Origin of the sequence: Sphingomonas sp. KC8 (genome assembly GCF_002151445.1) — a bacterium.
Taxonomy (GTDB): Bacteria; Pseudomonadota; Alphaproteobacteria; order Sphingomonadales; family Sphingomonadaceae; genus Sphingomonas_E.
Genome location: NZ_CP016306.1, coordinates 146,661 through 170,422, shown reverse-complemented (window position 1 = coordinate 170,422; position 23,762 = coordinate 146,661). Strand labels below are relative to the sequence as shown.

The window sequence follows — 23,762 nt, the reverse complement described above, 5'->3', positions numbered from 1 at the left end:
ACGGATGCGAAGGGGGAGAATCTTTCCTAAAGGCGACGCAGCCTTAGCCAATCGACTCCGTGATCGGCCTGCTTGTGGAGCACCACATCCGCCCGCGATCGCGACGGTACGATATTCTCGCGCAGGTTCAGCCGGTTGATTCGCTTCCATAAATCCATCGCAAAAGCACGCGACTCGGCAGGCGGCACATCGGCCATATGGTGGAAATAGGATGATGGGTTCTGGAAAGCGGTGCGTTGAAGCAACTGGAACCGTTCAAGATACCAGCGTTCGATATTGTCCTCGTCCGCGTCGATATAGATCGAAATGTCGAAAAAATCGCTCGCGGTGAACACCGGCGCGCCTGATTTCTCAATCCCCGAACCGATCTGAAGGACGTTAAGTCCTTCGAAGATCAATATGTCTGGTTGATCGACGACATGTTCCTCGCCCGCCACGATATCATAGGCCTGATGCGAATAGACCGGCGATGTCGCCCGGCCGCTGGCACGGATATCGGACAGGAAACCGATCATCCGTTTTACGTCATAGCTTTCGGGAAAGCCCTTGCGCGCCATCAGCCCGCGCGCTTCCAGTTCCTTTGTCGGAAACAGAAAGCCATCGGTCGTGACAAGATCCACCTTGGGATGATCCGGCCAGCGCGACAGCAGCGCGCGCAACAGACGGGCGACCGTGCTCTTGCCCACCGCCACGCTGCCGGCGATCGCCACGATATAGGGGCGCGGCGCCGTCGGCCGGCCGACGAAATCGTCGGTCACGCGCGCCAGCCCGCGCGATGCGGCGACGTGCAGGTTTATGAGACGGGTCAGCGGCAGGAAAACCTCCTCCACCTCGTCCATCAATGTCGGTTCATTGGCGCCGCGAAGCGCCTCGACTTCGGCTTCGCTCAGCATCATCGGCACGCTGGAACGCAAACGGCTCCATTCCGCACGGCTGAACACCGAATGGCTCTCGCTATCCATCCGCGCGCTTTGCGCAGAGCCGAAGGCATCCGGCAAGAGGGGACACGCGATTTGCCCGCATCGTTGCGGGGCTGCCACCCGCCAGCCGCGCCCAATGGAACCTCATTTCTTTGCGGTCACTCCCAATTCGTCTTCGATGATTGTCACGGTCTGCGCCCAGGCGGCACTGCCGGGCGCGATCAGTTCGACATGGCCTTCGTCGGCGATCGTAACGACAGTCGGCCTGATTCCCTTTTGCGCCAGCCTGCGCGCATAGCTCGCGGCAACCGATGGCGGCGCGATATCATCTACGCCGCCGCTGATCAGAAACTGCCGCGCAGCAAACGGCCCCATCGCCGGCGGCGATGTATCGCGGAACCGATCGGGCCGCATGTCCGTCTTCGGGCCGGACATGGCTTTGGCGGCAGTCCCGCACGGATGATTGGCCACCGCCTGTTCCCGTTCCAGATCGGGCAACCCGCCCAGGCTGATCACCGCCGCGACCGGCAACGGGCGTTCACTACGCAACGGGCTATATTTCGGGAGCGACGCCCGCGCCGCCAGCCACAAGCCCAGATGCCCGCCCGCCGAATGGCCGACGACAACCACCCGATCCGCCTTCAACCGGAATAAGGGCGCCACCCGCCGCAGCCCATCGGCCGCCGCCGCAACATCCTGATAAGTTCCGGGATAGCCACCGCCGGGCCGGTCGATCCCGCGATATTCGATGTTCCACACCGCGATACCGCGTTTCGCCAAGTCGTCCGCCGCCCAGTTCATGATCGACAGATCGGCGATGTCCGTCTGCCAGCAGCCGCCATGCACCATCAGCACAACCGGAAACGGCCCCTTGCCCGCCGGCAGCCACAGATCGGCATAATGCAGGTCGCCCTTGGCATAAGGTACGCGCGTGCTGGCCTGCGGCTTTGCCCGATCGAGCAGGTCCGGCCATTGCATCGGTGCAGCCATCGCCGCAGCCGACACCATGGCCACCGCGATCAGGGCGAAGCTCCATCGCTGCGCTGTCTTCATCCGGCTCTGCCCCCCTGCCTATCGGCCTACCTTGCTTATCCGTCTGCCGATGCGGCCATCATGGCATTCGCCGCGATCCACGAAAAGACCGCGCTGGAACCAACCGGATTGCCCCCACCCGGATATGTCTCACCGCTCGCGGCGGCCATCGAATTGCCGGCGGCGTAAAGCCCGGGGATGACCGAGCCATCGGCCCGCAGCACGCGGGCTTGCCCGTCCGTGCGCAAGCCGCCCTTGGTGCCCAGGTCCGAAATCGAAAAGGCCGCCGCATGAAACGGCCCCTGCCGTATCGGCACAAGTGGCGATGCGCCCTCGTCGTCCATGAACGACCGGTCATAGGCCTCGCCACCGCGATCGAAATCGGCATCCTTGCCCGCATCGCAAAACGCGCTGTAACGATCCACCGTCGCGGCCAGCCGGTCCGCCGGCACGCCTATTTCGGCGGCCAACGCCTCCAGCGTTGCTCCCTGCTTGCGATAACCGGCGGCCACGAACGCATCGCGATCGACCAGCGGCACCGTCGGGAAGATCACCGGCGGTTCGGCACCGGCGCTGCTGTCATACACCATCCAATATGGCCGGGTGAGCCGTCCTTCCGCCTCCGCCGCGATCACATCCCGCCCGATCCGATCATAAGCGGAGGATTCATTGGTGAAGCGTTCGCCATTGCCATCAACGAAGATGCCGCCGGTAAAGCCCAGCGAAAATGTCGCCCGGCCATCGGGATGTAGAATGCCCGGTGCCCACCAGGCTTCGCCCATCAAGTCCACGTCCGCGCCGATTGCGATCCCCGCTTCGATCGGCCGTCCGCTGCTGCCCGGCCCGCCGACACTGCCGGAAACCTCGCCGGGCACACCGAACCGCTGTCGCATCTCGGCATTGCGCTCAAACCCGCCTGCCGCAACCAGCACGCCCCGCCGCGCCTGTATCCGCCGCGCCCGCCCGTTGTGGCGCACCACCACGCCGACGACCGCGCCATCCTCCACCACAAAATCCTCGAACGGGGTCGACAGGCGCAGATCCGCCGACCGCTGCTCCTTGAGCGCCAGCAGCAGCCGCCCGATCAGCGCCTGTCCGCCTTCCAGTTCGTCCGGCAGCGGATAGCCGAGCCGTTCGACCGGCAAGGTCGATCGCAGCACCGACCGCAATTCGCCGATCGCATCAGGCGTCAAATTGACCGGCGCAATATGGCGGCCGCCAGCGCGCGCCTTGGCCGCCTTTCCGTAATAATCCGGCCAAGGATATACGACGAATTCAAGGTGCGGATCGGCCTCAAGGAAATCGATCAGCCCGGCGCCATTTTCCAGGAACGCATCCTGCACGGCGCGCGGCGTACGATCGCCGACGACCGCGCGATAATATTCGCGGGCCTCGTCCATCGTGTCGTCGTCACCGGCCCGCTTCAGCACCGCATTGCAGGGCAGCCACATCCCGCCACCCGAATAAGCCGTCGTGCCGCCGAACCGATCGGTCGCCTCGACAACGATCGTCTTCAGCCCCGCCTTCGCCGCCGTCAGCGCGCCGACCAGCCCACCGGCACCCGATCCGATGACCAGCACATCGCAGTCTTCGTTCCAGTCCATTGCAATCCTCTCCCGCACGTCATTCGTGTCGTTGACGCGGAAGGAACGCTGATTATGCTTTGGATTCAAGGGGCGGGCCGGCCGCGCCCGCGACGGTGGCTAATATTGCCTGCGCGGCGCTTTAGCGAAACTCGCCGCGCAAGGCCGCAAGGTCCGCCGGGGTATCCACATCGCGCAGGATGCTTGCATCGTCCCATGCAATCTCAACCACATCGTTGATCAGCTCATCCAGCAGCGCCTTGCCGCCAACATCGCCATGGATACCGGCCAGTCGCGCGAAACGGGTTCGCCCCCACAAGACCGGGTTGCCCCGTCGGCCGGCATGGCATGGTGCAACAATCGCATCCGGTGCCGCCAGCCCCGCCATCGCCCGCAGCAAATCCGGCGACACCAACGGCATATCGCCAAGACAGATGATCGCCGCCTGCCACGCCGATGGCACCGCCATCAGCCCCGCCGCCAGCGAGCGCGACAACCCCGCGCCATGATCGCCTGCATGAACGAACCGCGCGTCTCGACCGGCGAGTGCCGCCACAATCAAATCCTGCGCATGGCCGGTCACGACGATCGGCGGCGGCAATCCGGCCGACGCCACCGCGTCCACAATATGCGCCACCAGCGGCTTGCCGCGGAACTCGGCGATCAGCTTGTTCGCCCCCATCCGCCGCGACTGCCCGGCCGCAAGGATGATCGCGCCGACTGTCATCCCGCCACCGGCGCGCGGCGCGGCTCTGGCCGTTCGGGCGCATCCGCCAGCAGGCCGCCTACCCCCATCGCGGCGATCGCAGCGCTATCGATGGCGAGGCCCGCCGCGATCCGTTCCAGCACCAGATCGATCCCATTGCGTTTCCGGCTGCGCGCACATCCCGGCAGGCCGATCACGATCCGGCCATCCACCCGGCCAAGGCACAGCGAGATTACCCGGATCGACCGGCATCCCCAGTCTTTCGACCACGCCCCCCGCCCGCACGATCGCGGCCGGGATCACGTCGCGCCGATCAACCGTGGCCGACGCCCCCGCGATCAGCAGGACCGCTGCGTCATCCGATGCCGCGATCCGCCCGGCCAGCGCGGCCTCCTCATGATCGCAAATCTCGTCGCGGACGAGCGTAGCGCCCAGCCGGATCGCACGCTGGCGGGTCGCTTCAACCGTGGCGGCGAACAGCTTGTCGGGTTGCCCCGGAAGGCGGGTCTGGATCAGCGACAGCGCCGGCAGCATAAATTCACGCACGCCAAGCGCCCCCCGGCCCGCCACCGCGCAAGCCCGCGTCAGCACGTCACCCGGCAGCGCATAGGGAATGATCTTCACCGTCGCGATCGTGGCCCCTGCCCGCACCGGCCGGCCCGGCCAGATCGTACCCAGCCCGATCGCCTCATCCGCCGCATTCACCGCATCGACCGCCGCTGCATCGCAAACGAACAGCCCATCGCGCGCGGCCAGCAGATCGACCCGGCCATGGCGGGGTGCAGACACTGTTACCCCGACACCGGCCAGTGCCACCGCAAGCGAAGTTGCCGCCGCATCCTCGCCGACATCGCCCGGCTCAAGCCGCGCGACGATCAGTTCGGCCAGGCCTGCACCGTGCGCCGCCGCCACGTCCTCGTGTGTCAGCCGATGCCCTTTGGCCAAACGCCGTCCCCCCAGTGCAAGGCTATGGGCAAGCAATGCGCCCGCCGCTTCGGCGACCGGCAGCGGACCGAATTTCATACGCCCGCGCGCAGCCGTTCAGTCGCCTGCGCAAGGATCGACAATGCGATTTCGGGCGGGTTCGCGGCACCAATGGCCAGCCCCGCCGGCCCGCATATCCGCGCCAGTGCGGCCGCATCAAAGCCCTGCGCCGCCAGCCGTTCCAGCCGCGCGGCATGGGTGCGGCGCGAACCGAGCGCTGCGATATAATAAGCCGGCGATCGTAATGCTGCGGCCAGCGCCGGATCGTCGATCTTGGGATCGTGGGTCAGCGTCACCACCGCGCTTGCGGCATCCGGCCGCCAATCGGCCAGCGCTTCATCGGGCCACCGTTCATCGACGATGATCCCGACATCACCGAACGCGACCGCAAAGCTGCCACGCGGATCGACCAGTTGCGGCGCATAGCCCAGCATCCGCGCCATCGGCACCATGCTGCGCGCGATATGCACCGCACCGACGATCATCAGCCGCAATGGCGGGGCATAACGGGTCACGAACAGTTCGAGGCCGCCATCCCCTTCCCCGCTGCATCCGGTGGCCAGATCGGTGGCAACTGACACCGTTGCGCCGGCCGCACGCGCGCCACGGATACGATCGATCAACCCCGGGGAAAAATGATCCGTGTCGATGCTTTGTACGAACACCGATATCCGTCCGCCGCACGCCAGCCCGACCGCCCAAGCCGCCTGATCCGCTACGCCATAATCAAGCCGTCGGCACCCGCCCGAAACGAGCAGTCCGCGCGCCGCGACAATCACATCGCCTTCGACGCAGCCGCCACTCACCGAACCCACGAACTGCCCGTCATCACGGATAATCGCGTGCGCGCCGCGCCGGCGTGGTGCCGATCCCCATGTTTCGATGACAGTGGCGATGGCAACGCGATGGCCTTCGTGCAGCCAGCCTTGCGCCGTGCTCAACAGATGATCGAGGTCGTCGCCATATGGGGCCATGTTACGGGCCTAGAGCCTGATCGTATGAGATGGAAGCGCCATGCGTTTCCATCTCATACGATCAGGCTCTCATCAAAGTTCAATGGAGTAACCCGCTCCCGCTCAACCCTTGATCGCCAGACGAATGACCCAGCCGACCACAGTGAGCGTGGCGACGCTCAATCCCCAGATGGCGACGAACCAGCCGATCCGGCGTGCCCACAGCATCAATGATCGCCGTGCGCGTGATAGCCTTCGTCGCCCACCTTGCCGCGAAACACCCAATAGGCCCAGCCGGTATAAGCCAGGATCATCGGGATCAGCACGCCAGCCCCAATCAGCATGAATAGCTGGCTGGAATGCGGCGCGGCGGCCTCCCAGATCGTCACCCGGCCGGGGATCACATCGGGCCAGATTGAAATCGCCAGCCCCGCCATCGCCAGCCCGAAAATCGCCAAGGTCCACAAAAACGGCCGGGAATCGGGCGCCCGATCAATCCCGCGCCACAGCATGACGGCGCAGACCACCACCAGCAGCGGCATCGGGATCGCCACCAGCAGCCCCGGCCACACGAACCAGCGCTGCCAATATTGCCCTTCCAGCAAAGGTGTCGCGAGGCTGACGGCGGCGAGTGCGATCAGCAAAGCGGGGACGAGCGGACGGGCCAGCCGTCTTGCATCGGCCTGCAACGCGCCTTCCGTCTTCCAGATCAGCCATCCCGCGCCAAGCAAAGCATAGCCGATGACAAGGCTGATGCCGGTCAGCAGGCTGAACCAGCTTACCCAATCCCACCAGCCGCCCGCATAAGCACGGTCATAAACCTCGATCCCCTGCAGCAACGCGCCAAGCGTAACCCCTTGCGCGAAAGTCGCCACCAGCGATCCGGCGAAAAAGGCAAAATCCCACGCGCGGCGGTGCCCCGGATCGCGCCAGCGAAATTCGAACGCCACCCCGCGAAAGACAAGCGCGAGCAGCATCGCGATCAGCGGCGCATACAAGGCCGGCAGCACGATCGCATATGCCAGCGGAAACGCCGCAAGCAGCCCGCCGCCGCCCATTACCAGCCAGGTTTCGTTGCCATCCCACACCGGCGCGATCGTGTTCATCGCAGTATCGCGTTCGCGCCCCACCTTCAGCCGCGGGAACAGGATGCCGATGCCAAGGTCGAACCCGTCCATCACCACATAAGCGGCAATGGCGATGGCGATGATCGCCGCCCAGATAATGGTCAGGTCCATCACTCGCCCTCCTGCACGGCGGCTGCCGGTGTAATGCCTGCACTACGGATCGGATTATGATCCGGTGCGCTTTCATGGGGCTGCGGCGCCTTGCCGGCGAGTTTCAGGATATAGATCGTCCCCGCCGCGAACACCGAAAAATAGACGATCACGAACGCCACCAGCGACGCGCCAACCGCGGGTGCCGCCAGTGGCGACACGGCATCCTTCGTCCGCAACAGCCCCTGGATCACCCATGGCTGGCGGCCAACTTCCGTCGTCACCCAGCCGGCGATCACCGCGACAAAGCCCGACGGCCCCATCAGCAACGCCAGCCGGTGCATCATGCGCCATTCGTAAAGCTGCCCGCGCGTCCGCGCCAGCAGGCTCCACAGCCCCAACGCCAGCATCAGGAAACCAATGCCAACCATGATCCGGAACGACCAGAAGATGATGCCCACCGGCGGATGATCTTCCTTGGCGACACTATCCAGCCCGGCCAACGGCGCGTTCAGATCATGCTTCAGGATCAGCGACGAAAGCTTGGGCACTTCGATCGCGGCATGCACCGTCTGCGCCTTGCTATCGGGAATGCCGAACAAGATCAGCGGCGCGCCATCCGGGTGGCTTTGATAATGGCCTTCCATCGCCATCACCTTCACGGGCTGATGTTCCAGCGTGTTCAGGCCGTGCAAGTCGCCGACGAAGATCTGCACCGGTGCGACCAGCGCCGCCATCCACATCGCCATCGAAAACATCGTTTTCACCTGCGGGCTACGATTGCCGCGCAGCAGGTGCCATGCCCCAACCCCGCCCACCGCCAGCGCCGTCGTCAGGTAGGCCGCGATCACGGTATGGACGAGGCGATAGGGGAAACTCGGGTTGAAGATGATCTCCGCCCAGCCCGCCGCCGGCACGAACTGGCCGACATCGTTGATCGCAAAACCGGTCGGCGTCTGCATCCACGAATTGACCGACAGTATCCAGAAGGCCGAAATGAACGTGCCCACGGCCACCGCGCAGGTGGCGGTGAAGTGCAGGCCCTTGCCCACCTTGTTCATGCCGAACAGCATCACCCCAAGGAAACCGGCCTCAAGGAAAAAGGCCGTCAGCACCTCATACGCCATCAACGGCCCGATGATCGGCCCGGCCTTGTCGGAAAAGACCGACCAGTTGGTGCCGAATTGGTAGGACATGACGATGCCGGACACGACACCCATCGCGAATGTGATGGCAAAGATCTTCAGCCAGTATCGGAAAAGATCCAAATAATGATCTTTGCCGGTCTTCAGCCACAACCCTTCAAGCACCGCCAGATAACTGGCCAGACCGATCGAGAAAGCCGGAAATATAAAATGGAATGAAACCGTGAACGCGAACTGCGCGCGTGCCAGGATTAGTGCCGTTTCGCTGTCCGCCATCATGGCCCCGCTTTAAGGCTACGGAAAAATACGCACAAAACGACAAATTGTCCAAGCGGATCGACGAATGCCGGAGATGGCCGGTGCAGGCGCTTGAACCGCACCGCTTTCCCCTCCATCTTGGGGCCGCAACGGGTGGAGGATTTGGATGGCGACCAGCGCGACCGCAACCGATAATGATCTGGTGCTGACCGCGCCCGCACCCGTCAAAACCATCGCACCGGAAAAAGCCGCCGGGCTGGTGCCGCTGCGTGACGAACAACGTTCAGCGCTTGATGAAAAAGCCGAAGCCTTCGTCGAAGAGCTCGCCGCGCTTGACGCCAACAGCCCCGAATTCGGCATGAAGGTCGATCAGATCACCAATATGGGCCGGCGCGAAATCGCCGAGGCCGCCGGCCAGTCGAACCGCTTCCTCGATCGCCCGGTCAAGGCGATGGACAAGGATACCGGCGTCGGCACCGATCTGGCCGAACTGCGCCGCACGATCGAAGATCTCGATCCGGGCCAGCACGGCAATCTGATGGCGCCCAAGAAGCTGTTCGGGATCATCCCGTTCGGCAACAGGATGCGCGACTATTTCGACGGCTATAAATCCGCACAAAGCCACATCTCGTCGATCCTCGCGCGCTTGGCCGGGGGCAAGGATGAACTGCTCAAGGATAATGCCGCGATCGATGTCGAGCGGCAGAATCTGTGGGCGGCGATGGGCCGGCTGGAACAGATGATCCATGTGTCCAAGGCGCTCGATGCGAAACTCGAAGCCCGCGCGATGGATCTGGAGGCGACCGACCCCGCCAAGGCCAATGCGATCCGCGGCACCGCCCTGTTTTACGTCCGCCAGCGGTCTACCGATCTGCTGACGCAGATGGCCGTCACCGTGCAGGGCTATCTCGCGCTCGATCTGGTGAAAAAGAACAATGTCGAACTGGTGAAGGGGGTCGATCGGGCATCCACCACCACGGTTGCGGCGCTCCGCACCGCCGTCACCGTAGCGCAGGCGCTGACCAACCAGAAACTGGTGCTGCAACAGATCACCGCGCTCAACACCACAACGGCGGGGATGATCGAATCCACCGGCGAATTGCTGCGCACGCAGACCGGCGAAATCCACAAGCAGGCGGCGGCCTCCACCATCCCGCTCGAAACGCTGCAACGCGCATTCCAGAATATCTATGATACAATGGACAGCATCGACAAATTCAAGCTCGAGGCGCTGTCGTCGATGAAGCAGACCGTGACCACGCTGACCGACGAGGTCGAAAAATCGCGCGGCTATATCGCCCGTGCGGAAGGCGCCGCGCAGGCGCAGATCGCAGGCGGCAAATCGGCCGATCCGTTCACCCCGGTCGATCGCTGATGGCCGATTCCGCCCGCGTTCTCGAACAGGCCGAAGCGCTGCTGCGCCGCGTCTCGCCGGAAGCGCAGCGGATGCGGGTGCGTGCCCGCAAACGGCGCTGGGCGGCGTTCTGGCGGCGGTTGAAGATCGCCGTCCTCGCCGTACTGGCAACGATGTTCGCGGCCGGGCTGATCGGCCAGTTCGTCACCCCGCTCGGCATCGGCGGCCTGCTGCTGACGATGGCGGCGATGGCGCTGGTCGGCCTCACCATCCTGTTCTGGCCCGGCGCCCCCGAAGCGACACCAGAAACGCTGGTTCAGGCCGATATCAGGCTGCTGCCGCAGCGCACCGAAGAATGGCTGGAACGCCAGCGCCCGGCGCTTCCCGCCCCCGCCCAGCGGCTGGCCGATGGGATCGGCGTGCGGCTGGAAGCCCTTGTCCCGCAACTCGCCACGCTCGATCCGGCGGAGCCGGCAGCCGTCGAAATCCGCAAATTGCTCGGCGAAGAACTGCCCGAACTCATCAGCGGCTATCAGCGTGTCCCCGCCGCACTCCGCCGCGAGGATCGCAACGGCAAATCCCCCGATCGCCAGCTCGTCGACGGGCTGGAAGTCGTCGATAGCGAACTGGCGCGGATGACCGAACAACTCGCCTCGGGCGATCTCCACCGCCTCGCCACGCAGGGCCGCTTCCTCGAACTCAAATATCGCGGCGACGGAGAGGGCTAAGGCCCCGGCCGATCCCCGGCCAGACAAAGCAGATAAGCATCGACCACGGCCTGTAACGTTGCGTTCCACTCATAGCGGCGGGCTTCGGCCACCGCCGCCTTCGCCAGCCGCACCCGATCCATCGGAACACGGATCAGCCGTTCGATCGCGGCCGCATAGGCCCGCACGTCGGATGCCGGAACGAGCAGGCCGGTGCGGCCATTATCCACCAGCGAACGGGCACTCGGAACATCGGCCGAAACGATCGCCAGCCCTGCCGCCATCGCTTCCAGCGTGACATTGCCGAACGCCTCGGTCGTGCTGGGGTTGAGCAATATATCCGCGCTGGCGACCGCCCGTCCCAGTTCCGCCCCGGCCAGATGGCCGACAAAGTTCACGTTCGCCAGCCGCCGCGCAAACTCCCCCCTGCCCGGCCCATCACCCACGACCAGCGGACGCAGGCGACAGCCCATGGCGCGCGCGGCATCGATCACATCGGCGAAGACATCCAGCCCCTTTTCGCGAACAAGGCGGCCGAAAAACAGCACCACGACATCGTCGTCGGCATAACCATGGCTCCGCCGCCAATCCAAATCGCGGGCGCCCGGGGTGAACAGCGTGCGATCGACCCCGCGGCCCCAGACGGAAATGTCCGTCCGCAACCCGGCATCGCGCATTTCGTCGGCGATCATCGTATTGGGCACGAGAACATGATCGCTGCCCTCGTAGAATTTGCCGAGATAACGCTCGATCCGCCGCTTCAGGAAACGCAGCCCATAATGTTCAAGATAGGTTTCAAAACGGGTGTGGAGGCTGGTGACAACGGGAACGCCAAGCTGCCGGGCGAAACGCTGCGCGCTGCGGCCCAATATATCGGGCGCCGAAAGGTGGATGATATCCGGCGCAAACGCCCGCACATCATCGCGCACGGCATCCGGCAGCCCCATCGCCAGCCTGTATTCGCGCCGCCCTGGAATGCCGAACGACGGCACGGATACAAGGTCGCCGGCCGGTTCAAACGCCGGATTCGCCACGGTAGGCGAATATACGCGCACGCAGGCTCCCGCCTCTGCCTGCAGGAACGCCACCAACCGGTTCAGCGCCTGATTGGCGCCATCGCGGATACAATTGTAATTCCCTGAAAAAAGCGCGACGCGAAGCGGGCGTTCCGTCGGCGGACAATCCGGAGACGAAAGCCCCAAAATGGCTGCCGGCCAATCGGCACGGTCCGCGCGCGAAAACGAATGACGCTGTTTCATCGCGCTGGCCCGTCAGCGGCATCGCGTCGATCATTCATAATCATATCCGTCATTATTCGTCCGGTTCGGTATGCGGGGTGACGCCAGCGTGGGCCGTTCCGCGCCATATGGCGTTCCATGAATATTGTATTTCCCCGGTCCGCGCCGGCGCGTATCGGCGGCCAGTCACCACGATCAGGTCCGGCACCGGATGCAGGATGGTCTGCCACATGAAAGATCAAAACAGCTGATTGTCAGCCAGATCACCGGCAACCCGGTCCATATCAGCCGGCCGCAAAGCGCCGGTCAGCGCATAGGCCATGCCATCGCGGTGCCAATATGCGACGGCATCGTCGCCGCGACGAACCGCCACCGGTTCCGTGGCCGCCTGCCCGCCCGTCCGCACGGCGAACATCGACAGCGCCGCCCCGCCATCGGTGCGGATCATGAACTGCAATGCCGGTCCGGTCGGCGCGGGAAAAAGCTGGACGTCGGTGATGCGCCATTCTTCGGGCAGGACCGGCATGCGGATTCTGGTGCGTTTCAGCGTCTCGCGCGCGTCGAAAGCCGGGGTTTCGACCTGCGATGCCATGGCGGCCCGTAACAGGCCCACCTTGTGCGATACGACGGCGCTGTCGACATAAGCGGGCACGTCGCCATGACGAACGGGGTGAAGCATCAGCGCAACGATTCCGGCCGCTGCCGCAAGCCCGCCCGCTGCGGGCAGCCGCCAACGCCGTCGCGCCAAACGCTGGGCCAGCGTCGCTGCGGCCTTCTCGGTCACCTGCGAAACAGTTCGGCCATCGTTGAACATCAGGCGCAGCGCGCTGCGCGCGCTTAAATCCGCCATCACCCGGCTCGCGACATCCGGATTCCGCGCCAGATAATCCTCCACCTCCATCCGGCGCACATCATCAAGTTCGTGATCGATATAGGCGTCGATATCGCAATCGCTGATCGGATCAGGCATCATCGCGCCCTCCCACAATATAAAGTTGATGGGCAGCCTTGGTTTCAGCGTCGATTTCCAGCGCGCGCAACGCCGACCGCGCCCGGCTGATGCGCGACATCACCGTGCCGATCGGCACATCCAGCACCTCTGCGGCCTCCTGATAGCTCAGCCCTTCGATACTGATCAGGTGCAGCACTTCGCGTTGCGATGCGGATAGCATCAGGAATCGATCGATGATTTGCCGCAGATAGGCCTGCCGCTCCTGCTGGGCCTCGACATGGTCGATCAACAGCAGGGCCAGTCGCTCGTGTCGCAGATTTTCGGCCTTGTTGCGCCGCAGGTCGCCGAAAAAACTGTTGCGCACGATCGCCAGCAACCAGTTCTTGAGCGACGCCCCCGCCCTGAAGGTATCGGCACCTTCATAGGCGCGCACCAGCGCATCCTGCACGATATCGTCGGCGATATCATCATCGCGGCTCAGCGCCCGTGCGTAGCGGCGCATGGCCGGCACATGGTCGAGCACAGACTGGCGTTTTTGAAACCTCATCAACCCAATATGGTGCTGACGGTAAGATTATTCCCGCGTGGGCCGCATCCATCGAAAAAACGGCCTGCGCGTGGCGGCACGAACATCCACAAAAGCCGCTCACACCAACTTGACGGATCACATCATGGACCCTAGTGAAGCCGCTCCGCAAAAGCGCGGTTTTCCGCGCTAGAGGCCCGATGGCGGAGTGGTTACGCAGAGGACTGCAAATCCTTGCACGCCGGTTCGATTCCGGCTCGGGCCTCCATTTTCCAGTCTGGCGATGAACGCCAGAAGTTGGAAACACGCTTGTTTCTGGCAGTTTCAAAATTGTCGCTGGCTGGTGGCAGCAAGCCTTGGCGCCATGGATGGCGTGAACCAGACACTGGCGCTGCGGCCTTAACCTGAAATCACGCCGGCCGAAGCGCGGAAAGCGTCCGGCGCCGCCGCCAATATATTTGTCCTATTCCACCTGGCCCATCAGGAGGTCTACTTAACTACGCCCTGGCCGGCCGCAGCTAAACGATCTGATGGGCTAAATGGGGGCGCTGATGACGGGCGTGGTGGAAAATCCGGATACCGCAGAACATCCTGCATCTCCGTCGCCCCGTCCCGGCATACTCAAGGCGCTCGGGCCGGGCCTTGTAACGGGCGCTGCGGACGATGATCCCAGCGGCATCGCCACCTACAGCCAGGTCGGCGCGCAATTTGGCTATGGCATGGCCTGGACGATGGTGTTCGGATTTCCCTTGCTGGCCTCCATTCAGGCGATCTGCGCGGAAATCGGATCGGTCACCGGGGCCGGGATCGCCCGCAACCTGCGACGCCATTATCCGCGCTGGCTGCTAAGGATCGTCATACTGCTTCTGCTTGTTGCCAACATCATCAACCTCGGCGCCGATCTCGGCGCAATGGGGGCCGCGCTTTCGCTACTCATTCCCGGCCCCGTCCTGTTGTTCACCACCCTGTTCGGCGTGGCGAGCATCCTTCTCGAAATCCTGATGCCGTACGATCGCTACGCGCGTATCCTCAAATGGACGACATTATCGCTCTTTTCCTATGTCGCCGTCACCTTCATTGCCGATGTTCCATGGTCGATCGCGCTGCGTGCAACCCTGCTTCCCGATATCGTCCTCGATGGGCCGCATGCCATGGCCCTGGTGGCCATCCTCGGCACCACGATCAGCCCCTATCTGTTTTTCTGGCAGGCCGGACAGGAGGTGGAAGAACAGCATCGCCGCCACGTCAAACCGCTGTGCATCGCCCCTCGCGATGCCGGCCCAGAACTGCGCCGCATTCGCATCGATACACTGGTTGGCATGGGCTTTTCGCATCTCACCGCCTTGTTCATCGTGATTGCGACATCCGCGACGTTGCACGCATCGGGAATATATTCGGTTGAATCGTCGGCGCAGGCGGCCGAAGCGCTTCGGCCAATCGCAGGCGACCTGGCCTTCACCCTGTTCGCGATCGGGATCATCGGAACGGGCCTGCTCGCAGTACCGATTCTAGCCGGATCCGCGGCTTATGCAGTCAGCGAAGCGTTTGACTGGGTGGAAGGACTGGATCGCCGCCCGCGCGAAGCCAAGGCCTTTTACGGTACGATCGCCATTGCAACGCTGGGCGGCCTCGGGTTGAACCTTCTAGCAGTCGATCCGATGAAGGCGCTTTACTGGGCCGCCGTCGTCAACGGCCTGCTCGCCGCCCCGTTGATGGTCGTCGTCATGCTTATCGCGCTTAATCGCCGTGCCATGGGCCGCCTGACGATCAGCCGGCGGCTGGCCGCCGGTGGCTGGTTCGCGACGGCAGTAATGGCGGCCGCCACCATCGCCTTTTTCGTGCTGTAGCAAACGGGCTTCATGCGCCCGCACCCCACTCCCAAAGCCGGGCGCATCCGTATCCTTGCGTAGAGACGGCCGCATGATGTTGCGGCATCCTCCGATCCGTTTCCGCCCGGATGGAGGATAACGTGAAAAACGTCCTGTTGCTGGTGCATGACGATCCCGGTGAAGAAGCCCGCTTGCGGGCCGCGCTCGATCTGACGCGGGCGCTGTCCGGGCACCTCAAATGTCTCGATGTCGTCCAGTTGCCCTATCTGATCGGCACCGATTATCGCCTGGCCGATGCCGAGCTTGTCTTGCTTGACGACGCACGCAAGCGCGAAGCCGCCAATCGCCAGCGCACGGAAGCCCGGTTGGAAAAGGAAGACGTGAACTGGGACTGGGCTGATACAACCGGCGACATCACCAAAGTGATCGAAGCGGAATCAGCCCCCGCTGATATCATCATACTCAACACCGCCTTTGCCGATCACGCTCCGCCGGATATGCGTGCCATCGTCAGCGATGTCGTGATGCGCGTACGAAAGCCCATCCTCGCCATGCCGGAAATGGCCCGCGGCCTCGACACCAAAGGCCATGTGCTGGTCGCCTGGGATGGAACCGCGCCAGTCTATGAAACTCTGCGCGCCACAATCCCCCTGCTCGCTTTGGCACAAGGCGTGACCCTGCTTGAAATCGGCGAAATCGATGGCCTTCCGGCCGAAGACGCCGCCGCCTATCTATCCCGCCACGATATTCACGCGCGTATCGATCGGACCATTGCACAGGAATGGACTGTGGCCGATGCCTTGCTTCAAGCCTGCCGGGACAGGCAACCCGCTTATTGCCTCATGGGTGCATATGGCCATGCGCGTCTTCGGGAACGCCTGTTCGGCGGGGTCACCCGCCGGATGCTTGGCGAAAGCCCGGTGCCGATCATCCTCGGCCATTAGGGCAGCCCGGCGTTCTGGCTCCCCTCGCGCGCGCCTGGCCGCAGGCCATGGAAAGGGCGGCTTTCCCTGCACATTGGCCGAAAGCCGCCCGGAATGAGCTAGAATTTCATATCCACAGTGAGGCCCAACGTCCGCGGATCGCCGAAACTGACGGTCGAAAAGCCCAGCTGGCCGAAATCAACCGCCCGGCTGGCATAATGTTTGTTGGTCAGATTCTTGGCCCAAAGGGTGACACTAAATTCGCCGCCGGCAAAATTCACCTGATCAAGCCGGATCTGCGCGTCGACAAGGCCACGCGCATCCCCTTTGGTGATGTCCGAAAACGGCGCGGTAAGCGGATTACCGAACATATGGAAAGATGAGGTGTAGGCGTATCCCAGACGCAGCAGCAATGCGTTGCTGCCGATTTCATGGCGGTAGCTGGCAGCCATGCTGGCGGTCACTTTGGGCGCATAGTTCAGCTTGATGATCGAAGCGACATTACGTGGCTGAAACGCCACATCGCCCGCCAGATACGTCACGGGATCGGCCTTCACATAACCAAAGGCCCCATCCAGTTCGAAACCGTCGGCGATCAACGCCTTGCCATCAAATTCAAAGCCGTAATAACGCGTCTTGCCTGCGTTCACGACAATGCTGCCAAAGCTCTGCCCCTCACCCACCGGAACGGGCACGGTAACAAACTGATCATTATAGATATTATAGAAGAACGCCGAATTGATCCGTATCCGATTGCCCAGCTTGGCCTTGGCGCCAGCTTCGTAGGACCAGATTTTTTCGGAATTGAACGGGGTCAGCGGCAGTTCGGCTGTGTTCTGCCGCGCATCGAATCCGCCGGAACGATAGCCGCGGGCAATGCGGGCATAAAGATTGAGGTCGTCCGACATGCGGAAATCGACAGAAAGATTGCCGGTGAGCGCGCGGAATTTCTTTGACCCGCGATTGCGAGGAAGGTCTTCCTCGGCAAAAGGTGCAACGCCATTCTGGAATACGGCGAGAGTCTTGCTGTCCCAGGACTGACGCAGGCCCAATGTCACCCCAAGCCGATCGTCCACCCCACCCGGCCGCCAGGTCGCCTGGCCATAAACAGCGTAAGATCGGGTGCTCGCGGTGTAGCCAATCGCCGATGGCACCGCCATCGCGCGATAGCGGGCCGGATTGTTCAGGCGCAGCGCAGGTGCCAGTGCTCCAAAATTGGCATCGGTGAAGATCGTATCAGTATCAATCACATAGGCATAATGCTGGGGGTTAAGTTCGCGCCCTTTCTCGTGAAAAAAGAAGCCGCCGGCCACCCATTCGAATGCTCCGCCGGAAGGAGAGACGATTTCGAACTCCTGGCTGAACTGCCGGTGGCGGCGCTTGTCGGTGATTTCGAACAGATCCTGCGTGGTCGTCGGAACGGCCGTGCTGGCCAGATAAGCGCGCATGTCTGGTGTCAGGCCGGGTATCTGGTCCAGCACGGACATCGGCATATTGTTCAACAGGCTATCCTGCGAAAAGGCGGGGCCGCGCACGGTGCCCAGCCCGTCCAGATCATTCGCGGACAAGCTGTTGCGCCACCACCGGAATGCCGACGTCGAACGCAGCGTCACCCCGTCGAGATCGGCTTCCAGCCGGGTCATGTTCCCCCAGACCTTGTCGATCGACGGCCCCGTGGAATTGTTGCACACCCGGCTGCGCCTTTGGCGGGATATCTGCGCCACCGGCGATCCGCACTCCGCCTCCCCCGATGTCGCGGCCTGAAGATAACCCAGCACATTGGCCGGCTGCACCTTGGGGAATACTGCCCCGTTTACCGTCAGGGTTGCCGGGAAATCGGTTTCATTTCCATTTCCGACGCCAACAAGCTGCTGGAACGCAGCCACGCTTCTGATCCGGGACCAGTCGAAGATATTGGTCAGCGTCACATTGTCCGCCAGATCGAGCGAAAGCGCCCAGCGCGCGCTGTGCATGGTCGACGCCCCCGGATCGAGCCGATCGGGCTGCAAGAGATTATCGACCACGCCGTCGCGCGATTTGTAGAGATAGGAAATTGACGAACGCGCAATGCCCGCCAGCGTCCCGGTGTTCAGCACGCCGCGCAATACCCGCTGATCGTAATTGCCAGCCCCTGCGCGCAGCGCCAGATTAAAATCCTGGGTCGGCCGCTTCGTCACGAAATTGACTGCACCACCCGTGGTGTTGCGTCCGAACAATGTGCCTTGCGGCCCGCGCAGCACTTCGATCCGCTCGATATCCGCCACTTCGAAGGAGGATGCGGCACTGCGCGCCAGATAAACCCCGTCGACATAGATACCGATAGGGGAATCATAGCCCATCGATTCATCCGATGCCGTCGGGACACCGCGGATCGTGACGACGGATGCCGTGGCGTTGGTCGTCCCGCCCAGAACCGCCACGTTGGGCGCGATGGCGGATAGATCCTTGGTTTCCGAAATCCCCTGCAAATCAAGCTGCTTTGCGGTGAAAGCAGAGATCGCAACCGGCATCCGCTGGAGATTCTCGCCACGCTTCTGCGCCGTCACCACGATATCGGCGATGCCGGCTTCCTGCGCATGGGCCGCCGATTCAAGCGCGAACAAGGCCGCCCCGGCCAGAAGTGTCATCCTGGACGTTTTCATTTTCCCACCCTCACGTCGTTATGTCTGGTTGATATTGGATCGCTGCATTGTCGGTTCGTCGTCACAGCCGCGCCTTGTGCAGGTCGATGGCGGTGCGCGTGGCAGCCGTGACGGAACCGATCAGTTCCGCACTCTGGCCAGAAACCCAGTCGAGCGACTGCGCGCGACGGTCCCGGTTCTGGAAACGCGGCATCACGTAACGCGCGAACATTTCGTAACTTTTGCGGGTCGCTTCCCAGCTGGCCGCATTGTGCGCCAGCAACAGGAATGTGCCGAACCCGCCCGATTGCTCCAGCATGCGTTCGATACAATCCGCCACATCGTCGGGCGTGCCGCATGTCAGCCGGCCAAATGTGCCCCATGTGTTGTCGCACCACGAACGGGCGGCGTCTTTGCCTGTGTCCAGCCCATCAAGGCACGGCATCTGCACGCCCAGCCGGCGCAGATAATCGAGAACGTTGGGAACGATCCCGGCGGCTACATCCGCCAACGCCTGTTCGCGGGTTTCTGCGATATGGATCGGGGCAACCACCCGCCAGCTATCGCGATGAACCGTGCGCCCATTCTCCCGCGCCACCGCTTCGCAAATGCGCCAATGATCGGGAAGGGTCGCAAATCCGGTGCCGCTGGATGCGGCGACGGACAGCATGGATGCCCCCATGCGCCCCGCCGTTACCGGGCCATTGGGCGTGACCGCACAGGCCACCGCCATTTCCATGCGCGGCCGTTGATATGGCAATGTTTGCAGCCGCGCGTCCTTCAGCGTGAACCAGCCTTCATCGCGTGTGACCACTTTGCCATCGAGAAGATCGACAATTGCTTCGATGGCATTGCCCATCATTTCGCGCTGGCGCGCCGGATCGATGCCAAGCATCGCCGCGTCCGAAGGCAATTGCCCCGGCCCCACCCCGAACATGATGCGCCCGCGCGTCTGATGGTCGAGCTGGACCATCCGATCGGCCAGGATCAGCGGGTGATGATAGGTTAGCGAACTGACCCCGGTGCCAAGGCGAATCCGCTTGGTGCGTTCGGCCACGGCGGCAATGAACACTTCGGGCGACGCAATCGGTTCGAACCCCGCTGAATGATGTTCGCCGATCCACGCTTCATCAAAATCAAGCGCCTCCATCAGCTCGACCAGTTCCATATCGCGCGCGATGGTCAGCGTTACATTGTCCGATATCCCGTGATAGGGCGCGATAAATGCCCCGAACTTCATGCAGTCCGGTCGAAAATGGGTCATGCGGAGTTCCTGATATTCGATAGCGCAATATGGTCGGCGGCGGCTGGGTCAGACGGCGCAGCTCAGCAGGCTTAGTCCTCCGTCCACCACCATCGTCGCCCCGGTCATGTGATCGGCGTCGGGCGAACAGAGATAGGCAAAGGCGCCTGCGACGCTGTCCACCGGTTGCAATGTTCCAAGCGGAACCATTGCCGCCATCTGATCGTGAAAAGCGGGGTGCTGCGTATATGTGCGACGGGTGATGCCGGCATCGACGGCGCCCGGCGCAACGACGTTGACCAATATTCCGTCCGGCGCCAGTTCCTGCGCCATGCACTGCGCCAGCATCTGCACACCGGCCTTGCTGGCCCCATAGACCGCCGATCGCGGACAAGGACGGCCCTGCGTCCACGATCCGGTGAAAAGCACCTTGCCGCGCACCCCTTGGGCATCACGATCTTGCCGCGCCATATGTTGCGCAGCAATTTGTGCGACATGGAACGCGCCGGTAAGGTTCACCGCCATCGTGGCGTGCCAATGTTCGACCGTATAATCGAGGAACGGCGCGCCCAGCACGACACCGGCATTGACGATGACGGCATAGACATCGTTCTGCCCCGCAAAGACGGCCTCGACATCCGCCCGGGCGGTCACGTCGCAGGTGCGATAGGCAATGCCGTTGCCCAGCGCCGCGGCCACGGCATCACCGGCCTCCTGCTCTGCAAGATCGAGCAGGACGACCTGCATACCCTGACTTGCAAGGCGCTTGGCTATGGCCTGCCCGATATCACCCGCACCGCCTGTTACCAGCACGGTCTTCTGGCCCTGCGCCAAATTGGCTCTCCCTTGCATATCATCATTGCTGCGCCCGCCTGCGGGCCAGCGCCTGTTTTCGATGAAACCAATAAGGCGGCAGGGGTCGGCCCGTCCCGACCGGCGGCATTGCCGATCCTGAGATCAGACCAAATTTTCTGTCGATTTTCTCAGATTAAACAGCGGAGCATCGACCGCGAACGCCCAGGCGTCCATGATCCGCCGCATTGCTTTCGAACCGGTGTCGGCTATCGTCGCCTCAGGCACATCGCACAACAGATGGCAGGAAAGGATTGGGGGAGAACCATAGCATGGCCGCATCGACCGGGTACGTCAGAAGGGTTTCGGCGACGTACACCTTCCCGCATGTTGCCGTTGATCTGCTGGATGCACACAAGCCCGTCGCGCATGTGATTCAGGAGAACGGCATCAATGCCGAACATATCATCGGCGCGGAAATGCGCAGTGCAGGCTCGCTCCAGTCAAGCTGGCGGTACGTCGGATCGGCGGGACCAAAAGACACCCCGTGCGACGCCTTATCCTATCTTCCCGCACAGATTCCATGGGGCACCGCGATCGCCGGACGCGGCGAAGCATCGGGTATCGCCTGCCGGTTCACCCCCGATTATTTCCATACCATCACCGGCATCGGCAATGACTGGTCGGAACGGCATCTGCGGGCCTGCCAGGATCTGTCCAGCAGCGTCATCAGGGATATGGTGCGTAAGATCTATCACGAAATACGCACGCCGGGCTTTGCGTCCGATATCGTGATCAGCTCCCTGTCGCATGTAATCCTGGTCGAATTGGCCCGCTATTTTCAAGCTATCGCCAGTCCTGACGAAGAACGGCGCACCGGCACGCTCAGCAAGCGCGATCTGGATCGCATCCGGGGCATTGTCGAAAATGCGCTGAACGAACGGCTCTCGATCCGGCAACTCGCCAATGCCCTGGGGTATAGCGAGGGCTATTTCTACGGGCTGTTCAAACAGAGCACCGGGATTACCCCCCACAAATATATCGAAACACTACGCATCGAGAAGGCGATGGAATTGCTCGCTGGCGATGGGCACAGCATCAAGCAAATCGCCTATGCGGTGGGCTTTTCCAATCCCAGCAGTTTTTCCGCGGCGTTCCGGCGGGTCACAGGGTCCAGCCCGTCGCAAGCCATGGGCCAGCGCCCGTCCCGGCTTTCAAAACTCGAATGGGCCTGATGCCTTGCCTGCGCTGATGGGTGGATGCCCACCCTTCGCTTGTCCCTGAACAAGCCGGGACCGGACAACTTGGGCGCCATCGTTGCGGCCGCTTCGCGCAAACGGGTCGAACCGCAGACCGAGCAAGCTGGACCAGTTCAAGCCGCGATTATCGGGATATTCCGTACAGAAACGTGTTCACCGCTTCCGAAATGAGCGCATATCGCTCGCGGATAGACGCGGGTTGAACGAACAGAAGCCGGGCGCCAAACGTCACTAGGATGAAAAAATACCACGCCATATGCGCGGCATCCTCACCCTCAATAATAGAATCACACATCAAGACTTCAAAAATATAATCAAATCTTCCGAGATATATATTTACAATATATTCATATAATTTGTACGTCACCTCCGGTATTTCACCGGCGTCGGCGACCAACATCTTGTGCAAGGCTACATTATCCGGGGACAAGAATGATTCAAGGATGTTGAACGCAATTTCGATCAGAACGTCCCTTGGTTGCGATATGTCTTTCGCCAGATCCAAATCCGATCGATAGATGCGATCTATGACACGGGCGATCGACACTTCATAAAGGTCGCGCTTGGACGGATGGCTGCGATAAATAGTGGTCCGGGCGATCTTGCAGGCACGCGCCACCCGTTCCACGCTTGAAAGTGGATAACCATGCCGGGCAAATTCTGCCCACGCCTCGTCGTAAACGGCCTGCCACTGATCGCTGTCGAGCCGGGTTTGTCGCCCATTATCCGCCACGAAGGGCGCCACAACACGGCCCGGCGCCGCTCCCAGCGCAACAGGCCGGTCCGGCCGCATGCGAAAACCGGGTGTCGCGCAGCCGTGCAGAAACAGATGGGTTACCTTGCGGGCATGGCCGGGCAAGTCGGCATCGTCCATGATGGGGCCGCCCATCGTGAATTTCAGCCCATTGATGGCCAGAAAACCGAAACGCAGCGCCGCCAACTGCGGATCGTCGAACTGAACTGCGCCGCGCGCACGCCAGTCATCCAGCCGCTGCCCCAGCGCCTGGGATGCGCGCGCACGCGATTGATAGACGATCCGGTCCAGATCCGGGGACTGCGCCGATGCCACGATACTGGCCCGGAACAGCCCAAGACTGCTGGCGTTCAGGTGGCTTTTGTAAATCGCCACCGCGAGGTCAGGCAGCAATTCGTCAAGCGGCCTGTCCGGCATGTCCCGCGTCACGGCGGCACTTGCCAGCAGCGCATTTACGACCTCAAGGAAAACATCCTCGCGACGGGAATAATATTTATAAAATTCACGCTTGCTGGTGTGCGCCTCGGCCACGATCGCGCTCACGCTTGTCTTGGTGAATCCATTCTGCAGAAACAATAAGCGCGCGGCGGCCAGAATGCGCTCGCGCACCGTTTGGGCGGTCGTTCCTGCCAAATCCAGCGTATCGGCCAAGCCAGTTTCCTTGCGCTGCCAGGCCCTTGGCCTCGCCTCCCCTTAGCAGCCGAAAATGTCGTTGCCAACGATGGTACGCATCTGTAGCGTATCAATCGTGTCGAGCAGCCTTCCG

The 23,762-nt window shown here is 62.5% G+C and carries 22 protein-coding genes and 1 tRNA gene; 6 read left to right on the top strand and 17 right to left on the bottom strand.

Annotated features, from left to right (window positions below; translation table 11 throughout):
- Positions 1-26: 26 nt before the first annotated feature.
- From coaA to KC8_RS00780, 10 genes are all read right to left on the bottom strand, one after another.
- The gene (gene coaA, locus KC8_RS00820) at positions 27-962 is read right to left on the bottom strand and encodes a type I pantothenate kinase (RefSeq protein ID WP_029624515.1); all 936 of its coding nucleotides are present in this window, start codon (positions 960-962) and stop codon (positions 27-29) included.
- A gap of 102 nt (positions 963-1,064) precedes the next feature.
- Complete coding sequence (locus KC8_RS00815) at positions 1,065-1,973, bottom strand: alpha/beta hydrolase family protein (RefSeq protein WP_010125354.1); 909 nt, start codon at positions 1,971-1,973, stop codon at positions 1,065-1,067.
- A 35-nt stretch (positions 1,974-2,008) separates the two neighbouring features.
- Positions 2,009-3,556, bottom strand: a complete 1,548-nt coding sequence (locus KC8_RS00810; RefSeq protein WP_010125353.1) for an FAD-binding protein — start codon at positions 3,554-3,556, stop codon at positions 2,009-2,011.
- Positions 3,557-3,677: 121 nt separating this feature from the next.
- The gene (locus KC8_RS00805) at positions 3,678-4,262 is read right to left on the bottom strand and encodes a nucleotidyltransferase family protein (protein ID WP_010125352.1); all 585 of its coding nucleotides are present in this window, start codon (positions 4,260-4,262) and stop codon (positions 3,678-3,680) included.
- A complete protein-coding gene (locus KC8_RS20475; protein WP_010125351.1) occupies positions 4,259-4,384 on the bottom strand; it encodes a hypothetical protein in 126 nt (41 codons plus the stop codon). The genes KC8_RS00805 and KC8_RS20475 overlap by 4 nt, the downstream gene beginning before the upstream one ends.
- Positions 4,347-5,264, bottom strand: coding sequence for a hypothetical protein (locus KC8_RS00800; protein WP_010125350.1), 918 nt, complete (start codon positions 5,262-5,264; stop codon positions 4,347-4,349). The genes KC8_RS20475 and KC8_RS00800 overlap by 38 nt, the downstream gene beginning before the upstream one ends.
- A complete protein-coding gene (locus tag KC8_RS00795) occupies positions 5,261-6,199 on the bottom strand; it encodes an XdhC family protein (RefSeq protein WP_010125348.1) in 939 nt (312 codons plus the stop codon). Before KC8_RS00795 ends, KC8_RS00800 begins: the two co-directional genes overlap by 4 nt.
- 102 nt (positions 6,200-6,301) lie before the next feature.
- Positions 6,302-6,406: a DUF2474 family protein gene (locus KC8_RS00790; protein ID WP_083831227.1), complete on the bottom strand. Its 105-nt coding sequence runs from the start codon at positions 6,404-6,406 to the stop codon at positions 6,302-6,304.
- Positions 6,406-7,416 (bottom strand): cytochrome d ubiquinol oxidase subunit II, encoded by a 1,011-nt coding sequence (gene cydB / locus KC8_RS00785; protein WP_010125347.1) that lies wholly within the window; start codon positions 7,414-7,416, stop codon positions 6,406-6,408. The genes KC8_RS00790 and cydB overlap by 1 nt, the downstream gene beginning before the upstream one ends.
- On the bottom strand, positions 7,416-8,816 hold the full coding sequence (locus KC8_RS00780) for a cytochrome ubiquinol oxidase subunit I (protein ID WP_029624512.1): 1,401 nt from the start codon (positions 8,814-8,816) through the stop codon (positions 7,416-7,418). Before KC8_RS00780 ends, cydB begins: the two co-directional genes overlap by 1 nt.
- Before the next feature lie 148 nt (positions 8,817-8,964).
- Between KC8_RS00780 and KC8_RS00775 the strand changes: the two genes are divergently transcribed.
- Both KC8_RS00775 and KC8_RS00770 read left to right on the top strand, forming a co-directional pair.
- Positions 8,965-10,173 (top strand): toxic anion resistance protein, encoded by a 1,209-nt coding sequence (locus KC8_RS00775; RefSeq protein ID WP_010125345.1) that lies wholly within the window; start codon positions 8,965-8,967, stop codon positions 10,171-10,173.
- Positions 10,173-10,880, top strand: coding sequence for a hypothetical protein (locus tag KC8_RS00770; RefSeq protein WP_010125344.1), 708 nt, complete (start codon positions 10,173-10,175; stop codon positions 10,878-10,880). The genes KC8_RS00775 and KC8_RS00770 overlap by 1 nt, the downstream gene beginning before the upstream one ends.
- Here KC8_RS00770 and KC8_RS00765 read toward each other — a convergent pair.
- The 3 genes from KC8_RS00765 to KC8_RS00755 form a co-directional block, all read right to left on the bottom strand.
- Positions 10,877-12,118, bottom strand: a complete 1,242-nt coding sequence (locus KC8_RS00765) for a glycosyltransferase family 4 protein (RefSeq protein ID WP_010125343.1) — start codon at positions 12,116-12,118, stop codon at positions 10,877-10,879. The genes KC8_RS00770 and KC8_RS00765 overlap by 4 nt on opposite strands.
- Positions 12,119-12,335: 217 nt before the next feature.
- Positions 12,336-13,070, bottom strand: coding sequence for an anti-sigma factor family protein (locus tag KC8_RS00760; RefSeq protein WP_010125341.1), 735 nt, complete (start codon positions 13,068-13,070; stop codon positions 12,336-12,338).
- Positions 13,060-13,596 (bottom strand): sigma-70 family RNA polymerase sigma factor, encoded by a 537-nt coding sequence (locus tag KC8_RS00755; RefSeq protein ID WP_037495968.1) that lies wholly within the window; start codon positions 13,594-13,596, stop codon positions 13,060-13,062. Before KC8_RS00755 ends, KC8_RS00760 begins: the two co-directional genes overlap by 11 nt.
- 173 nt (positions 13,597-13,769) lie before the next feature.
- Between KC8_RS00755 and KC8_RS00750 the strand changes: the two genes are divergently transcribed.
- The 3 genes from KC8_RS00750 (at position 13,770) to KC8_RS00740 (ending at position 16,348) form a co-directional block, all read left to right on the top strand.
- Positions 13,770-13,843: transfer RNA gene (locus KC8_RS00750), tRNA-Cys, on the top strand.
- A 283-nt stretch (positions 13,844-14,126) separates the two neighbouring features.
- Positions 14,127-15,422, top strand: a complete 1,296-nt coding sequence (locus KC8_RS00745) for an NRAMP family divalent metal transporter (RefSeq protein WP_050805398.1) — start codon at positions 14,127-14,129, stop codon at positions 15,420-15,422.
- Between the two features lie 122 nt (positions 15,423-15,544).
- A complete protein-coding gene (locus tag KC8_RS00740; RefSeq protein ID WP_029624509.1) occupies positions 15,545-16,348 on the top strand; it encodes a universal stress protein in 804 nt (267 codons plus the stop codon).
- A gap of 98 nt (positions 16,349-16,446) precedes the next feature.
- Here KC8_RS00740 and KC8_RS00735 read toward each other — a convergent pair whose 3' ends face one another.
- The 3 genes from KC8_RS00735 to KC8_RS00725 form a co-directional block, all read right to left on the bottom strand.
- Positions 16,447-18,954, bottom strand: a complete 2,508-nt coding sequence (locus KC8_RS00735) for a TonB-dependent receptor (protein WP_010125337.1) — start codon at positions 18,952-18,954, stop codon at positions 16,447-16,449.
- A 76-nt stretch (positions 18,955-19,030) separates the two neighbouring features.
- Entirely contained in the window at positions 19,031-20,212 is a 1,182-nt protein-coding gene (locus KC8_RS00730) for an LLM class flavin-dependent oxidoreductase (protein WP_138956666.1), read from the bottom strand.
- 48 nt (positions 20,213-20,260) lie between these two features.
- Positions 20,261-21,025, bottom strand: coding sequence for an SDR family NAD(P)-dependent oxidoreductase (locus KC8_RS00725; RefSeq protein ID WP_010125335.1), 765 nt, complete (start codon positions 21,023-21,025; stop codon positions 20,261-20,263).
- Positions 21,026-21,315: 290 nt separating this feature from the next.
- Between KC8_RS00725 and KC8_RS00720 the strand changes: the two genes are divergently transcribed.
- Entirely contained in the window at positions 21,316-22,218 is a 903-nt protein-coding gene (locus KC8_RS00720; protein WP_010125334.1) for a helix-turn-helix domain-containing protein, read from the top strand.
- Positions 22,219-22,366: 148 nt separating this feature from the next.
- On the opposite strand, the gene KC8_RS00715 is transcribed toward KC8_RS00720, so the two are convergent.
- Complete coding sequence (locus tag KC8_RS00715; protein ID WP_010125333.1) at positions 22,367-23,647, bottom strand: TetR/AcrR family transcriptional regulator; 1,281 nt, start codon at positions 23,645-23,647, stop codon at positions 22,367-22,369.
- Positions 23,648-23,762 lie beyond the last annotated feature (115 nt).

Bases quoted from the DNA above. Each gene is read 5' to 3' on its own strand.
- coaA (WP_029624515.1), bottom strand. From the start codon at position 962: ATGGATAGCGAGAGCCATTCGGTGTTCAGCCGTGCGGAATGGAGCCGT.
- KC8_RS00815 (WP_010125354.1), bottom strand. From the start codon at position 1,973: ATGAAGACAGCGCAGCGATGGAGCTTCGCCCTGATCGCGGTGGCCATG.
- KC8_RS00810 (WP_010125353.1), bottom strand. From the start codon at position 3,556: ATGGACTGGAACGAAGACTGCGATGTGCTGGTCATCGGATCGGGTGCC.
- KC8_RS00805 (WP_010125352.1), bottom strand. From the start codon at position 4,262: ATGACAGTCGGCGCGATCATCCTTGCGGCCGGGCAGTCGCGGCGGATG.
- KC8_RS00800 (WP_010125350.1), bottom strand. From the start codon at position 5,264: ATGAAATTCGGTCCGCTGCCGGTCGCCGAAGCGGCGGGCGCATTGCTT.
- KC8_RS00795 (WP_010125348.1), bottom strand. From the start codon at position 6,199: ATGGCCCCATATGGCGACGACCTCGATCATCTGTTGAGCACGGCGCAA.
- KC8_RS00790 (WP_083831227.1), bottom strand. From the start codon at position 6,406: ATGCTGTGGGCACGCCGGATCGGCTGGTTCGTCGCCATCTGGGGATTG.
- cydB (WP_010125347.1), bottom strand. From the start codon at position 7,416: ATGGACCTGACCATTATCTGGGCGGCGATCATCGCCATCGCCATTGCC.
- KC8_RS00780 (WP_029624512.1), bottom strand. From the start codon at position 8,816: ATGGCGGACAGCGAAACGGCACTAATCCTGGCACGCGCGCAGTTCGCG.
- KC8_RS00775 (WP_010125345.1), top strand. From the start codon at position 8,965: ATGGCGACCAGCGCGACCGCAACCGATAATGATCTGGTGCTGACCGCG.
- KC8_RS00770 (WP_010125344.1), top strand. From the start codon at position 10,173: ATGGCCGATTCCGCCCGCGTTCTCGAACAGGCCGAAGCGCTGCTGCGC.
- KC8_RS00765 (WP_010125343.1), bottom strand. From the start codon at position 12,118: ATGAAACAGCGTCATTCGTTTTCGCGCGCGGACCGTGCCGATTGGCCG.
- KC8_RS00760 (WP_010125341.1), bottom strand. From the start codon at position 13,070: ATGATGCCTGATCCGATCAGCGATTGCGATATCGACGCCTATATCGAT.
- KC8_RS00755 (WP_037495968.1), bottom strand. From the start codon at position 13,596: ATGAGGTTTCAAAAACGCCAGTCTGTGCTCGACCATGTGCCGGCCATG.
- KC8_RS00745 (WP_050805398.1), top strand. From the start codon at position 14,127: ATGACGGGCGTGGTGGAAAATCCGGATACCGCAGAACATCCTGCATCT.
- KC8_RS00735 (WP_010125337.1), bottom strand. From the start codon at position 18,954: ATGACACTTCTGGCCGGGGCGGCCTTGTTCGCGCTTGAATCGGCGGCC.
- KC8_RS00730 (WP_138956666.1), bottom strand. From the start codon at position 20,212: ATGACCCATTTTCGACCGGACTGCATGAAGTTCGGGGCATTTATCGCG.
- KC8_RS00720 (WP_010125334.1), top strand. From the start codon at position 21,316: ATGGCCGCATCGACCGGGTACGTCAGAAGGGTTTCGGCGACGTACACC.